Genomic DNA, 16,301 nt, shown 5'->3' on the forward strand with positions numbered 1-16,301 from the left:
ATTTCACGACCAACACAAGGTGATAATACAACAAGAATACTGAATGGTTATTACTATCTAATTTCATTTATATACCAGCCTTTATAATTTATAAGACTGCTTATATCAGAGGCAAAATAAAAAGGAAAACCTTTGGGCTACGCCAAACCGAAATCCATCTCCCACCTACCGTTGGGCTACGCCCTTCACACGCTTGAGGAAGGAGAATTCTTTCGGGAAATTCGTTAAAATAGCGTTTATCTCACTTTCTCTATTGCTGGAATATAATCGTTTAATAGTAAATCATCTAGCCCCTTTCCAAGATTAATATCCCAACTTGCATAATTAATACTTATCCCTTCTTGATAAAGCGCTTGCGCACATTCTAAAAACGACCGTTGAACATCTGAATTTGTAATCATATCCATATCTAAAGCGAACGTCGCCTGTTTAACTCCCATTTTTTTTAATGGTTCAATTAATATTCTCCATACTTTAACCCCTGGTATTGATACAACTGTGGTACCATACATTACTTTTTCCTCATTTGTTAGAAGCTCCTCTAAGTTTTCAGCAGAAATATCAGATTTTAGACTCCCTTCTGAAATCCATACATTATCCTTTTTTATTAGTTCTCCACGTTCCAAACTTTTCAACTCTCGACTAGGTACTGCTACATGTATTGGCAATGGGTTCCCAGCTCCTGTTCCATGGAATTTCCCACCTGAGCTGATCCAAATATATTTACTTTCTAACTTTAATTGTACTTCACCTAATTTTTCACCTTCATAATTAATTTCATACCATTCTTTAACATCGATTTTACCTTTAAATATAGACTCTATCTTCCCATTGATTTTATAGGTCACCTCTATAACATTGGGTTGCTCAATAACTTCTGCCTTAAAGCTTGGTTTATGATTTTTTACAACTGTCATATATTCAGGATTATCAATTCTACATTGAAAACCGCATATCTGATTATATATATTTCTCTGCGGTATTAATAAAGAATCTCTCCTTCCTGCAAACGTAAAATATCTTCCATCCTTTGTTTCTTTTGCATAAAATCCTGGAATTCCAACAATATAGCTTGTTTTCCCCCCTACTTTTTTTATTAGCTCTTTCGTAGTATCCCAAGGTTTAATAGGAAAACTTTTGTAATTTCTAACATTTATTACTTCTCTTGTAATCCTACGTTTTGATCCCATTAACATTTTAATATGTTCATCTCGCACGTCTAAAAATTCTAGGAATAAAGTGTAAATAATATCAAGGTTGTAATCATTTTTCTTCTTATGTTCCTTAATCATCTGATTTTGAGAAAAGTCATATCCCCTTTTTTGATCTTCAGCTATTATATGTAAATAGCCTGCTTCCCCGAATACTGTTTCAGATGAAATTCGTCCACATATTATTTTAGTTTCAGAATCATTAACCATGCACCATCCTTGCTTACCACATATAGGGCACGTTGTTCTATAATATTCAAACCATCTCTCATTACTCCCCTTATTCATGCTTCTTACTGGCCTTAATATTCTACTTGCTGCTAACTTTTCAATTGACATCACATATCTCCTTTCCCCTTGAGCAAATAAAAAAGCCCTTTGGAATACGGAGATTAAATACCACACAAACGTGTAATTTAATCCGTAACCCGAAGGGCTTCATGTAATCACTAGAAATTTAAAAAATTAACAAGTTATAATAAGAATATACTAAAAATTCTTTATTTAATCTAGAGGTTAATTATAATATTATTAAACTCCACACTATAATTATACATGGGCATCTCACTGCTTAACCCCCTTTGGACCTTTTGAAGCGAGAACTTCTTCGGAATTAGATACTATTTTAGCAATCTATATTTACTAAACTATAAGGGACCTCCTTATTAACCGTTCACTAATGGTTTTCTGCATACTTTTTTTGGTACAGTATAATCTCTACTAACCAATTAATTGCGCTATTAAGCACAATCTTGTTAACCATAATCAGTTTCTTGTAAATAATCATCATAACATTATATTTTGTTTGAAATTAATTAATTCTACCCAAAACCACTTTAGAATAAGGACTATAAAACAGTCATATAATTATCAATCTCATGTTGATACCAACAGAAAATCAATACATCTCACCTATATTTGACATTGATATATTAACTAAGATTAACATATCAAATGAAGCGCACCAACTTTATCACTAGTATCCACCAGTTAACATCAACATAACATTAACAAGCGATTACTTATCAAAAACGTTTGCACCTATCTAAACTTCAAGATCTTTATTAGTTGAACATTAGTCCATTGCAACAGATTGCGCGGAAATAAGTTAATTAATAAACTACCTATAAAAATGTTTCAATGCTAGTAAGACATAAAAAAGAAACACCCTGAAACTATCAATCTCATGTTAATACCGAAGGAAAGATAACTGGTTTTTAATCTCATTTGTTATTAACATATCAACTGAGATTAACATGTTAACTGATTGTTTTCTTTTGTTATCGATATCGTTCCGAATAAGATCGACATAACATTAACAATAAGGTGTTAAAAAAGAAGAATCGTTTATAACTTTCAAGATTTCAAAATCTATATCGGTTGAAATTTTTCTTCTGCGGCAGTTTTCTCGAAGTGGATCTAGTGACGATCTATCCTAGAAAATGTCTCGACACCATCAAAACATAGTTAAAAATTTAATCGAGATAATAAATAATGACAGCATTTTACCCTTTATTTATCCATTGACATATAGTCTAAAAACAACACATAAAAAGGAATGCTGTCTATATTGTTAATGTCATATCAATATTTTTCATTTAACATTAATATGACATTAACGATTAAGTAGTTCAAATACGCATAAATACAGATCTTGGGTCTTCGAGATCTGTATTTATTATAAATTTATTTACTACAACAGTTTTCTAGTGAAAAATCAAAAAAATACTCTAAAAGAACTATAATTGCACTTAGAAACTAAAAAGAACTCCATACAATTGATAGTTTCTTATTAGTGACACCGAAAAATTAACAGTTTTTCCTTTGTCTATCATTGATATATAACCTGAAATTAACATGTTAAGCGATTGTTTTTATTTGTTATCGATATTATTCTGATTGATATTGATATAACATTAACATTAAGGTGTCAAAAAGGAGAAGTGTTTATAGCTTTCAAGATTTCAAAAACTATATTGGTGAATTTTTTCTTCTGTGACGGTTTGCTTGAAGCGAATCTAGTGATGATCTATCCTAGAAGTTGTTTTCACACTATCAAAAAATAGTTAAAATTTAATCACAATAACAAATGACGACAGTAATTCAATGCTTTTCAGCCTTTGTTTATCATTGATATATGATCTAAAGGCGATACGTAGAGAGAAATACTGTCTATATTGTTAATGTCATATCAACAATTTTAGTTAAACATTGATATAACATTAACAATTATGTAGTTGTAATACGAATAGATGCAGATCTTGGGTCTTCGAAATTTGCACTAGTTAAAAATTTATCTACCACAACAGGTTTCTATTGAAAAATAAAAAAAAGAAAACATCCTAAAAGAACACTAATTATGGCTAGAAGCTAATAAGAATTCCATACAATTGATAGTTTCTTATTAGTAACATAACAAAATTAACAGTTTTCTCTTTATTTGTAATTGACATGTAACCTGAGATTAACATGTTAATAGGGCTAATTATCTATTAACAGTAGTGTCACATCAACTATCATCCCTACATATTGACATAACATTAACAATTATCGATTCTAAAGTTGAAAATATACATACAAATAGAGTTTTAGATTCTGCATCTATTAAAAGGCTTTTTTCTATAGCAAAATTCACTGGATAAATCGGAGAAGATATCATTCTTGAAAGTATTTTGATAGTAACCAAAAACAATAAATCACTTTTTATTACTTCCGATTTAAAAGTGGCAATTGTATGAATCAATTTTGATTATATAGAGATCACTTGTAAGGGATGATACCCCCTAGAAAAAGTGAGTTTATATTAAACCACATAAAAGTACTTCAACAACCTATAATAGCCTTCACGTGCATTCTAAAGACCTACTGAAACCAATTAACTATACCGTTCTTGGTTTTCTAATACCGAGTATCATAAATTACAATAAATATAGGCCCTTATTTACTATTAGTATGGGCTTTTCACTTTAGATTTATACATACTTTTTAGTTTTTAAGTCTTTAAGTTTAATGCTATATCCTTATAATTTATTTACAAATCACTAATATTTTCTTATCATTAATATATTGTAGACTAATTTGTTAATTTCATAGCAACAATAATCATTAATAACTAACGGATTATTAACTGGGCATTAGCAATAGTTAATTCCAAACCCTTATTTATCAACTTCATGTCAACAAGTGGTACTTTATATATCAATGACACATTTCATGTGAATGTCAATCGACAAAGGTATTGAGGTTTATATCGTCGAAAGACACTTAACATGTCAATCTCACTTTATATGTTAATTCCATTTTGCTATGGCCATTATATTTCAAGGAGGTACAACGATGATTGAACAAGATAACAAAAATACAACTGAACATATGGAGTCAAATAATACAAACTCTAGTCATGAAGATACTTTTGAAAAAGCTTGGCGAATAACAGAGTTTTCAAAACTAGTAGGCCGACATCATAACACTGTATACAATTGGTTCAATATCCTAGAGGAAAAGGGGTTACACGGAACATTAAGAACCAATAATACAAATGAAAAGCTATATAACACACTGGATTTAGACATAGCTTTATTTATCAAGCTAAAAAGGGATGAAAAGTGGTCGCTAGATGCAATTATTGAGCTTTTACCACATCAATTTGAACTAAGACCAGTTTCTCCAGAAAATCAAACCAGTGAAGTCTCAACCCAATTAAACATGCAGGAAGCTGCAGCGACTATTGAAAAAATAGTAGAGCAAAAGATTCAAATGCATTTACAAAACATTGAATTAGAGTATCAAGGAAAGTTTGAAGAGGCTATACGTGCAGTGCTACCTGAACCAGAAGACCCTGAAAAGTTAAAAGAGCGCCAAAGACAAGAAAGACTAGATAATATAATTATTCAACATAGAGCGCGTACAGAGTTAAGAAAACAAGCTGAAAACGAGTGGAATACACAGCCGGAAGAAACTCGTATAAAAAAAGTTGGTTGGTTTAAAAAAGAGGAAGATCTTGCGAGAAAACAACTTTTCATAGAAAACTATATTGATGAGAACATGATTGAATACATGAAAAATGTAATGAAAATAGAAAAATAAGCCTGGAAGATTCCAGGCTTATTTTTTATTTAGTTCCGAACATCTTATCTGGATCCATAAATGCCGCTAATTCTTCATCATTTTGCGCTTGTGGCTCTTCATCTTTAACTGGTTCTAATTCAAAGTAATCACCAAAGTTAATATTGAAATCATCATCCGAGTCTTGCGCTTCAATAGTATTAATTTGAGACTTTGTATATTGAATTTGACTTTGTTTTTCTTTAAATTCATTATATTCTTCAACTAATCCTTTAGATAAACGTGATGGTAGTGCATCTGTCTTATAGAAAGTATACACGCTGCCCATAAAGTCATTTTTACTCACTAAATAACCATTAAAAACAGTTCCATTGATTGGTAGTTTATTTGTCACTTCTACTTTTGCATCATCCATAAATGAGTCATCAATGTTCTTCTGTTCATCTAAAATTGCTAACATACCAAAATGATGTACCTTCGATGCCTCTAAATCTCCATTTTCATTTGTCTTCATCAGGTCAATAGGGTGATGGAATGAGCTTCCTTTCAATGATTCTGAGAACATATCTACAATTTCTTCACTGTTTTCAATTTGATTCATATTACGTGAAATCTTATTAATTACTAAACAGCCTGTTCTTTCTAGTAAAATTCGTTTAAAGTCCTGAGAATCTAGAATTACTGATGTTCCTGAACCATTTGCAGCTGTATTTAACTCATGAATAATATCTCCAATGCGTTGATTTGCATAGTCGCGTGAGTTTCCAATGCCTTTTTTCTCATTTTCGTTTAATCCCTTAAACTCATCATAGAAGTGTTGGTTATCTGCAAATACAACAAATGCAACGCCTTTCGCTGGATCATTAGCTAACTTCCAAATTTCTTGTGAAAATTTATTCACCTGTCTTAGTACATCAGGCCCATCCGCCCTAACTGGAAGTGTAACTACAATACCCATTTTAATGAAATCTTTACGCTCAATAGCATTATTGAAAGCAATTCTTGCATACTTTTGTTGATTTTTTATTAATTCTTCTCTAGGAATTTTCATTGCCATACTTTTAAGTTCTTCAGCAATTACAGGTTTATTATGAAAAGCGGAGAATTCTTCAATTGCTTGAATAATTGTAGATGTACCTGTACCACCGCCTAAACCTGCAAAAAATAGTACTAATTCATCAGTTGGTCTAACACGTTCCGTTATAAATTCTTTTAATTTATCTTTAGCTTCTTCATTAGATTCTAAAACCTTTACAGCACGCTCAGGATTCTTACCCAAACCACCTAATTTTAGTGAAACTTGGTTACTTTTCGGCACATTTTTCAGTTCAGCTAAATCCCCATCATTACTATTCAAGGCTAGGCAATTATAAACTGCTGTACCGTCTGTATGCTTATACTCAGCAAACTTATCTACCATTCTAGTTCCAGCTTGACCAAAACCAACCATAGTCATTTTCACAGCTACTTCGTTTTTCAGAAAGTTTTTTGCCATTATTTTATCTCTCCCTTATTCTCATTACTTTTTTTACGTTTCCCTAATTCAACTAATACTTGTTGTCCCCTAATAGTTGAAATTAAAAACTTATACGGATGCATAATTTTTTCTGTTATTAATGACATTGAAGCTAAAGTAGCAACACTACCTTCTGCCGATCTTCTTGAAATGTTAGTTCTTTCAAGTTCTAATGAATAGGATTTACCCTTAGGTTTCTTTACTCTCCTATCAATAACAACACTTTCTACTATTTCATTTATTGAGATTCCTCTCATATACTTTGTCTCTTGGTATTGTTTGTTTACTTGAGATCCTATGTAATGAAATACATTGTAGAGTATTTCGTCTCCTTCAATAATGTCTGCAAACATTTCCACAACTTCTTCAGTGAATTTGTTTTGTTTATATTTTTCACTTAATACCTCGTTCAAGTTGTCCCCCCCTTAAAACGTTGGTTAATTATTCCTAAAAATATATTACATCATTGTAAGACGTATATCAAGTCATTATATATAAGACTTATATTAAGTTGTTATATATAAGACTTATATAATATTTACAAAATGTAAAATTGAAACAATGTCCTATATATCAACGTCAAATATATAAGACGTATATGAAAGTCGTTCATATAAGCAGTAAATAAAACATGTTAACATCAGGTTTCATATAACTAACAATAACCATTAAATAATAAATATGAGTGCAGTATTTATGTATATTTTAATCTAGAATTATAATTCCAATATATAATACTCCTAAAATAACGTACTATTATCATGGTCATTTGATTTATACACCTTATATATACAAACTACATATAAGACGTATATATAAACACTTATTATTAAAGGTTTTATATGATTTTATATTAATTTCATATCAATAGAATATTACCACGGATTATTACACGACTCATTTAAAGGTCTTATATGAAAGACTTATAAATAAAACTTGTATATAACCCTATAAAAAAAGAGTAATACTTTTTAAGTATTACTCTTTTAACTATATAGTTTTATATAAAACACTTAGTTTATTGAAAAGAACTTCATGATCTTGCTTCTTATTTACCAACTCATTTCTCCCTTTGTTGTCAACAGAAAGGAAAGGGGATGTTAATGTCATATTATATTTAGTTATTTCTTTTATTAATTCTGTAGTAATTTCAGAGATTTGCAGGAATAATACATAAAATTGTGATTCATTTTCATTCAATTGGCTAGTTTTATAGTTAAGTTCTACAAACTTGTCAGTATAACTTGTCAATTTCATATCAATATAATCTCTATAACTAACATGTGAAGTCATAATGCTGTTAAACTCAGCTAAATTAAATAATTTCTTTGTTAGACATAGGTTTACTAAATAAATCCTGTATAAAGCTTTAAATGAAATAACATATTTAGCTCTTTTTTTTATTAATTGGATGTATTCACCGTATTTGTTAATTAAATATCTTAACTGATTTGATTTTATCCTCAAAATTCTACTAACCTGTGAGGTATTATACGTTTTATAAGGATCTAGTGCTGCAAACTGTAATGGAATTATCTCATACTCATTATTTAATGTGTTGATTACTTTAGTATAAAGAAAGTCTGTTTCAAATTCACTTTGTATTATCCTTGTTATTAACCCATATTCTGTGTTCCAATTCCGCATTTTTTCACCCCTTAAATCAGATTGTAACATGCAAAATATGAAATATACACAATTTTCATTTACTTTATTATGTTTATTTACTTATTTCTTTTATGATGTAATTTTTCCTTCTGACAAACGGATACCTCTACAGAATTAAATACAATTCTGTTTAATACTTAATTTTATCCATGCAAAAGTATATTCACTGTACATTTTAACTATTTTTGATACTCTACACCTACATGACGAAGTACATATGACGAATCCTTTTTTTATCATTAGAGTTCGTCATATGTTCTCTTATCTATGTCGAAGTACATATGACCAACTCTAATAGAAATTTTCTACTTGATATCATTAGATTTAATTACCCACACCTGACGAAATGATATATGTTTTTAAACCGAGAGTTTACAGGGGATAATGGGTTACTTTTTTGTAAATTTCAGTTAAAATATACTTTAATCATTTTTATGTACTGAACTGCTGAATTTATCCAATATTAATTACTTTCATTTGTTGACAATTGCACTCAATTTTATGCAAGTTTCCGTATATTATTTTCATATCAAGGGAGTGTTTAAAATTGAAAAAATCATTTGATTATACCGTTAAATATATCGTCGGGGAAAATGATCGTGGAGTTTATTTTAATCGTTCTGACATTTTTACAGTTTTATTTTTATATGAACAACGAACAGTATCTCAAATTCAATTACGCAAATTTTATGAATTGATAAGTGGGGAACCTATAAGTCGAACTACATTTTCATCAAAGCTAACCAAGTGGGCTAAAATGAAATTAATAAAAAAAGAAAACATAAGTGTGAGAAAAAAGCGCGGATTTACATTGGATTTTGTTTCTATCTCTTCAAAAGGGGTTGAAATATTATACCGATTGAAATTAATTTCTGATTGTAGTACCTCATTTGTTACCAAAAGGCAGTATGAACACAATATAGCTATTACACAATTTGTATTAAATTTACTTGAAGCAGAATCCCAAAATGAACATACTGGTGCTATTGTAGGTGGTAAGGGAGATTATCTTTTTCCGCTAAACTCGATTGTGAAGCAAAACTTACATTTACCAAACCTAATGTACTCCAATTCAAATGATGCTTACTTTTTATACGAAGATGAAGAGTATCGCGAAATGTTTCAACCAGAACTTCAACCCGTTTCTTTCCTACCAGATTTACCTCAACTTGTATATTCTTTTCGTCCATCTAAAGAATTTTATCCTGACTCAAAGGGAAACCCATTAATCATTCCTGATTGGGTTATTACTTGTAACAATTCTATTATCAACATTGAAGTTGATACAGGATCGGAAAACATTCCGTTTTTAGAAAATAAGTTAAAAAAATATCTCGATATCGCTGCCGCTAGCCCATCTAAGCAGTATTACGTGTTATTTTCTGTTATCGATGACTCCTACCATACCATTTCTACTTACAAAAAACGGACAACACGTGTAACAAATTTAAAAAAAGCCTTTAGCAATATACCACGTTTATGTGTAGTGGATAACCTCAATGTTTACGTATGCAATATGGGTGGGGCGGCACTTGTAGTAAATAATATTCTTCAAGAAATTCGCAAAACTAATAGTGTAAGTAAAAATCACCTACTCAAAAAAATCACTGAACGTTTAAACATAAATTCTTCTTTCCCTTATTCGGTAGAGTGGATATCTAATAAAAATGAAATGCAAACGAAAGGAATGCAGCATTCTAAACTACTTGAGCTAACAGATGACATTTTGGTATTACGAAAAAAATCATCTGATGAAGAAAAAGATTCTTTAGATTACTTAGAAATATTATGTATATCAACAATACTTAAGGTAGGGGGGGTTAACGCACACTTTAAATTACATCAATTATCAGGATTGTTGGCCATGCAAAATCAATACCGAACACTAAACCCAATTAAGATTTTGGGGATATATGAAGCGGATGAATTAGAGCGTGGGCAGCAAGCCATTTTTACTGATTTGTTTCACAATTCCATAGCACCAGAGAATATATTATTGGCTACTTCTGCTGAATTGCTTAATTTCACCGCTGCTTTTTATTCGTTAAAAGAGAGGGTGAAACAAGAATTTGGAGAATGCAGTTCAAAAGAATACTGAACTCAATAATGCACCAGGTAATGGGGAGGACCCAAAAGCCGGAAAGAGCAAAAAAAATTCCTATACAGTTACAATCGATATTTCGAAAAGCTGGAAATGTCGTTTAGCAGCCCGCTCATCTTACTATGTTGTGACATTACTACTTCTGCTAGCTTGGTATTTTGCTTTTAGAGGAATTTATAAATACGCTTCTTTCTGGTCGATACAAATGGGGGCTTCATTACCTACTTTAAGTATCTTCGGTAATCCATTTGAAACTAATTATTACATTGAAACCTTTTTTAGCTTTTGGATTTTAATTTATACTTGGCAACTATCAACCAAGGTTAAGACCTACCAGGAGATAAAGCGTAGATGGTTTATATTCTCGATGATGTTAATTGGTATAGTTGCCCAGTACTTATGGGCGTTTAGTGTTCCATTAGCTAAGATATTTATTCCATTCTTAAACTCGAAAGCTGGAGAGGTTTCACTAAATGACAAAGGATTAGAAGATACTATCCTTTCAAATTTCAGTAATATCATGCACCTTGTATTTGCTATACCTGTAATTATTATTATTCTCGTACTCTTATGGCTCTTTAAGATTTTTTTTGAACATAAAAAAGAGCTTTTAGATGCATTCGGAAAATGGGAATACGTATTTAAAATACCTGGTTGGATGCTTTCCTTTTTGAATGATGATCGACAACGAAAACTTGCTACTTCATTACACAAATTTTTCACTGAAAAAAATCCATCAAAATTGCCAGAACCCGATATCTTTCTTGGTCCTAACAGTGCTACACGGGAAATGGCAGTAATACAAGGCAAGTCTTTAACACTTAATATAATGATCATCGGTAACATTGGTACAGGTAAATCAGCTGCACTAGGTTTACCAATTGCTAATCAAATTCTTGACTATATGGCTTCCATGATTAATAACTTTAAAACCTTATATGCAAGAAAAGATTATCATTCAGAGGATGTAAAAGGAACGCAGGTAAATGGTCTTACAGTTATCGAGCCATCTAATGACTTCTGCGAAAAGGTATATAACTTGGTATTGGCACACAAGATTCCCGATAGTGTTATTTTCTATTTAGATCCAACAAATCCTGATACCCCTTCAATAAATTTCGTACGTGGTCCAGTTGATAAAGTTGCTGAGATGTTATGTTCAGTATTAACGGGGCTCTCTGATAATGGAGCAGGAAATCCTTTCTTCGTTCAATCTGAGCGTTCCCATCTTAAACAACATATTTACTTGTTAAAACTCCATGATTCAAAATTTGAAGCTAGATTTGAACATTTAATTGATATGTATAATGATGCTAATCTCGTTTTTGAGATGCATCTCAAGTTAAAAGGGCGACTTCCAAATGATATTGAATCTATACCTGATAGAGATGAGAGAAATCATTGGCGCATAATGAAGCAAGTTGATGAATGGTTTGATTTAAATTATGTGCCTGAAATTTCTGGCGGTCGTGCGGGAGGGGAAGTTGTTTATCATACTGAAGGGAAATACTATGGACAGCCAAAGATTATCGATAAACAAGAAACCTTCGTTCGTGGTTTACGAAACACATTAAATGATATTTCAGCTCAACCTCTGCTCCGTCGTGTATTATGTGGTCCATCAGATTTTGACTTTGAAAAGCATTTGGAATTTGGAGGCATCCTTTTAATCAATACAGCGAAAGGAGAACTTTCTGATCTATCTGATGTATTCGGTAAATTATGTTTGTATGCCGTGCAGAATGCAGTTTTCCGTCGTAAACCTAACGTATCTCCATACCATCCCGTTTTAGTTGATGAGTTTGCTGATTACATTTATAAAGCATTTAAAAGTTTTCCTGCTCAATCACGTAAATATAAAGCTCCTTTAATTGTTATTGCACAAACAATTAGTCAACTAGCAATTGAACATGGCCCAAGATTCATGGATATCCTGTTAGGTACATTTCGTAATAAACTTGTTTATGGTGATGTTACTAATGAAGATGCTAAATTGTTTAGTAAGCTTATGGGTACGAAAACAATTTATGAAGCACGTGAAGGTGATCAAGAAATTGATATGGTAACAGCTGAAACGAAAACTCAAAGTACACGTAGAACATCCTACTCTTATTCGAAAACAGAGGTACCCATTCTTTCTGAAAATGATATATTGATTCAAAAAGCATTCCAGTGTGCTGCTAAAATTGTAAAAGATAATGCGCCTCAAGGAGGAATACAAGTAAATGCAAACTTTGTTCCTGCCACTGAGTTTAAAACAGCTAAGATTCAAGTTGATGCAGAAGCAGCTGTTTATTGGCTAAAAATTCGTGAAGAATCATTGAATGCAGAAATTAAATATGATGATTATGTCACAGATACAGATGTTGATAGCGAAGAAACTGTAATTGAGGAATTGAGTATGCCTAAAACAGCGCCTACTGCAATAGAAGGTTGGTTACAAACGGTAAACCCTGATACTTACGATTTTTATAATAATGACGATTATACTGACAGTGAAGGTGAGTTAACAAATAATCAGTCTGTGCAAGATTACTCAAGAAATTCTGCTCCTAAGCTAAAAAAGGGGGACGCTACAGCATCAATTGCTACTTCTACTTCAACAGAACCCGCAAAAATTAATGAAGGAATCAATGTTCAAAAAGAAAATGTACCAGACACAAGTAAACATAGAGAACCTATTGAAATTAACAAAAAAGCATCAGTTATTACTGAAACCCCAATAGAAGTGCCAAGGGCGAAGCATACACCACAATATAGAGAGCCTGCTTACACATCGACTGTAACTCATAATCAGCAAGAACAGGAAATTCAAGGAACTGCAAAAATCAATGGTAAAAATACAACATCTAACTTAACAATGCAATGGTTACAGCAACAAATGGCTGCTACTGTTTCTCAAGATGATAAAAACACATTACCTATAGATGAAATGCAAGGCGGCTCTCGTCTTCACAATCGTAAAGTAGCAGAAGTAACTCCAGAAAGTGCCGCAATTAAGGCTAAACTCAATCAATATATCGAAGGTGACATTGATCATGAGTGATAAGCTATGCATATAACGAATTTTTCTACCAGTAAGAAGGTGTGGGCTGTAAGCTCATACCTTCTTACTTTTTAAGATGATATTTCCGAAAAAAAGACTTTTTATGAAACAAAACCAGACTTATGGCCTTATAGCAAAACTTGATTATAATCCTGTGTTAATGTGCAGGATTTTTTCCTATTAAGCAATCGGGCCAGATTACGGAATAACTCATTACTGAATAAGATTTTAAAGAAGAAAATTAAAACTCAGTAAGGAGGGGTTTCTTAATCTCGCATTGCCCCAGCTTCCCGGGAAGTCATTGCTCCTTGTCCTGCTCTCACATCATTTTGAATTTCTTGTTTTACTTTTTGCGCATCAGTTTCTGCAAAATTTGGTTTTATAATAGAACCAGACTTCTCTATAGCTTTTTTATAATTTTGCATACAAACCCTCCTCAATTTAACGTTTAACAATCTTATTTTGTACAAAAGTACACTCGGTATACCCCGGGTAGTTGAACGAATTTCACGTAAAGTAAAGGAGAGGAGAGGAAATTAAATACGTGGTTTCTGTTTTTAGGAATAGCAAATAGAAATTATTCCAATGTCAAGTGCGATTATGGAGCCATACATATAGAAAATGAAAAGACTAAAAAGAAGCAGGTACCTCTGTAAAGGTATCTGCTTCTTTTTACATAGATTCTATAATCATTTGTCTTTCATACCACTTGTTAAGTTTTTCATTAACACTTTTTGAAATGCGTTTCATTTTTTTATTACAAAATCTTGAGAGTGTAGCAGGGGATAGACCTATTTCATCTGCTATCTCACGCATTGTTTTATTTTGATGCATATGCTGATGCATAATTTTCTCTCGAACCATATCCTCTGATCCTACAGTAGGTTGTTTTACTGTATCTACAATATAACGCTCCTCTTGCTTCTCTTGCGTATCTATTGATTTTTTCTTCACCATACTATCTATATTATTCATCAATTCTTTTGGAGGTAAAATAATGATTCCCAACTTTTCAAAGTAATTCTTAAACCAATTGCGTTCTCCTATCTTTGTTTCATCCAATTCTTCTGCATATGCCCAATGTGAAATGACATTTTCTTTTTCTAAATCATTTAAAACATTTTCTAGTTGTTCACGAATTCGAGTTGGACGCCCCTTTGTAGTTGTAATACCCATTACAGACAGTAAACCTTTTTCTCCACCAATGGAGTATGGTCTTTTTAAAGTACTGTATTGTTGACGGATTCGCCACTGCCAGGATAAATAACGTATTAAACGTTTATGAAACTTGTGTCTATAGCTATTATACTCTAATGCTTTTTTCGATAATAAAGCAGTTGTGCTATTAGATCCATACAAATAGCCCGATAAAAAACTACCTGGTTTAATCTTACAGGATTCTATCCCCATATATTCATTAGTATTCTTATCTCTCCATAACACTACAGAGTCCAGTACGAATAGCCTTTTGATTACTTCACGTTTTACTTCAAATTTTTCCCCTGTTTCAGCTTGATCGTTCAATACTACAACTTCATTATCATCATTCAAATAAATAAATATGCTTGCTAACGCTGCAATACGTTGCGCTACTTTTATCTTATCTTCTGCACGATAATACTCTACACCGTTTGCTGATGCTTTTGGCATATTACATAATTCCAACACATTTTCATAACTAAAATCTATGAATTCATCTGGAGATTTAGCTTGATTTAACCATTGTATTGTAATGGTATCCAAACAGTCTGCTGTAAGATCATCCATATTACTAATTACTCCATCAACCAATATAGACCATCTTTCTGCTTCGTTTGTATTCACTAATCTCAAATCCTCATCCTTATGTGAAGATAGTTGTGCAACTCCGCTTGAATTTTTTGTTTCTAATGGCAGTACCGGTTTTGCTACTGCTTCATCTTCCTCAAAATGATTTTTTGCTATTCCATCACGTAATTGATAGTACATTGCGTCATTGGTTACAGGATAGTAATCATCCGATATATCTTCTATATGTTCTGTTACCTGACTATCTTCAAAAATTGAAATTTGAGTTGGTTCAACTGCTTCAACTTTTTCTCCGAATTCTTGTTCAATGATCTTATCTAGTACATTTTGAATCTCAACTTTATATTTATTCAGATTGGCATAAATGTTTAACAACGATATTCCTTGCTCTTGTTTCTGACCTAACCAAGAAACAAGTGTCGAAAAGGAAGGGGACATATTAGCTGATGTTACTAATTTATCATGATTCTCTTGTACTTCTTTATAATATTTATTCCATTTGGCCCATAACTGCTTGTTTTCTTCATAAATTGGAGCAGCAAGTAGGAGGGCATCACTAAACAATGCTAACACTTTCTCCATAATTAAATACCTCCTAACAATGTTAATTACAAATATAATTTGAATCTTAAAAATGTGAAACGTCATAGCTATATGATGGCTATATAACCTTTAAGTTGAAACATTATCAGAATAATCCGCACGATTGTTGATTTTTACTCGTTCTATTGTGGATCATTTAAATTCTCTTTACTTGTCTTTAATTATATAAAACTGCTTCTATTTGTAAAATCATTACTTTACAATACAATTTCAATTTTTAAAAGTTTTTAACGAATTTCCCGAAAGAATTCTCCTTCCTCAAGCGTGTGAAGGGCGTAGCCCAACGGTAGGTGGGAGATGAAT

At 31.8% G+C, this 16,301-nt stretch carries 9 protein-coding genes and 1 pseudogene; 3 read left to right on the plus strand and 7 right to left on the minus strand.

The genetic code is table 11. The features are described 5' to 3' along the window. Positions 1 to 67, minus strand: a pseudogene (locus DOS87_RS01105) (IS200/IS605 family transposase); the annotation flags it as partial. A 169-nt stretch (positions 68 to 236) separates the two neighbouring features. After that, on the minus strand, positions 237 to 1,550 hold the full coding sequence (locus DOS87_RS01110) for a DUF3854 domain-containing protein (RefSeq protein WP_097946473.1): 1,314 nt from the start codon (positions 1,548 to 1,550) through the stop codon (positions 237 to 239). Positions 1,551 to 4,547: 2,997 nt separating this feature from the next. Here DOS87_RS01110 and DOS87_RS01115 point away from each other — a divergent pair. Continuing rightward, positions 4,548 to 5,297, plus strand: coding sequence for a MerR family transcriptional regulator (locus DOS87_RS01115; RefSeq protein ID WP_000572418.1), 750 nt, complete (start codon positions 4,548 to 4,550; stop codon positions 5,295 to 5,297). Positions 5,298 to 5,322: 25 nt separating this feature from the next. Here the strand turns inward: DOS87_RS01115 and DOS87_RS01120 are convergent, their stop codons facing one another. From DOS87_RS01120 to DOS87_RS01130, 3 genes are all read right to left on the minus strand, one after another. Then, positions 5,323 to 6,771 carry an FtsZ/tubulin family protein gene (locus DOS87_RS01120; protein WP_001097023.1) on the minus strand — a complete coding sequence of 483 codons (1,449 nt, stop codon included), beginning with the start codon at positions 6,769 to 6,771 and terminating at the stop codon, positions 5,323 to 5,325. Continuing rightward, positions 6,771 to 7,205 carry a hypothetical protein gene (locus DOS87_RS01125; RefSeq protein ID WP_001006721.1) on the minus strand — a complete coding sequence of 145 codons (435 nt, stop codon included), beginning with the start codon at positions 7,203 to 7,205 and terminating at the stop codon, positions 6,771 to 6,773. Before DOS87_RS01125 ends, DOS87_RS01120 begins: the two co-directional genes overlap by 1 nt. Before the next feature lie 577 nt (positions 7,206 to 7,782). Further along, complete coding sequence (locus DOS87_RS01130; RefSeq protein ID WP_002094243.1) at positions 7,783 to 8,469, minus strand: hypothetical protein; 687 nt, start codon at positions 8,467 to 8,469, stop codon at positions 7,783 to 7,785. 538 nt (positions 8,470 to 9,007) lie between these two features. On the opposite strand from DOS87_RS01130, the gene DOS87_RS01135 reads away from it, so the two are divergent. Continuing rightward, complete coding sequence (locus tag DOS87_RS01135) at positions 9,008 to 10,558, plus strand: replication-relaxation family protein (RefSeq protein WP_208730193.1); 1,551 nt, start codon at positions 9,008 to 9,010, stop codon at positions 10,556 to 10,558. Then, entirely contained in the window at positions 10,530 to 13,607 is a 3,078-nt protein-coding gene (locus DOS87_RS01140) for a type IV secretory system conjugative DNA transfer family protein (protein WP_208730194.1), read from the plus strand. The genes DOS87_RS01135 and DOS87_RS01140 overlap by 29 nt, the downstream gene beginning before the upstream one ends. Before the next feature lie 266 nt (positions 13,608 to 13,873). On the opposite strand, the gene DOS87_RS01145 is transcribed toward DOS87_RS01140, so the two are convergent. Then, entirely contained in the window at positions 13,874 to 14,032 is a 159-nt protein-coding gene (locus DOS87_RS01145) for a hypothetical protein (RefSeq protein WP_001181914.1), read from the minus strand. Positions 14,033 to 14,279: 247 nt separating this feature from the next. Then, positions 14,280 to 15,977 carry a helix-turn-helix domain-containing protein gene (locus DOS87_RS01150; protein ID WP_050845179.1) on the minus strand — a complete coding sequence of 566 codons (1,698 nt, stop codon included), beginning with the start codon at positions 15,975 to 15,977 and terminating at the stop codon, positions 14,280 to 14,282. Positions 15,978 to 16,301 lie beyond the last annotated feature (324 nt).

Origin of the sequence: Bacillus sp. CR71 (assembly GCF_003429245.1) — a bacterium.
GTDB classification, from domain to species: Bacteria; Bacillota; Bacilli; order Bacillales; family Bacillaceae_G; genus Bacillus_A; species Bacillus_A thuringiensis_S.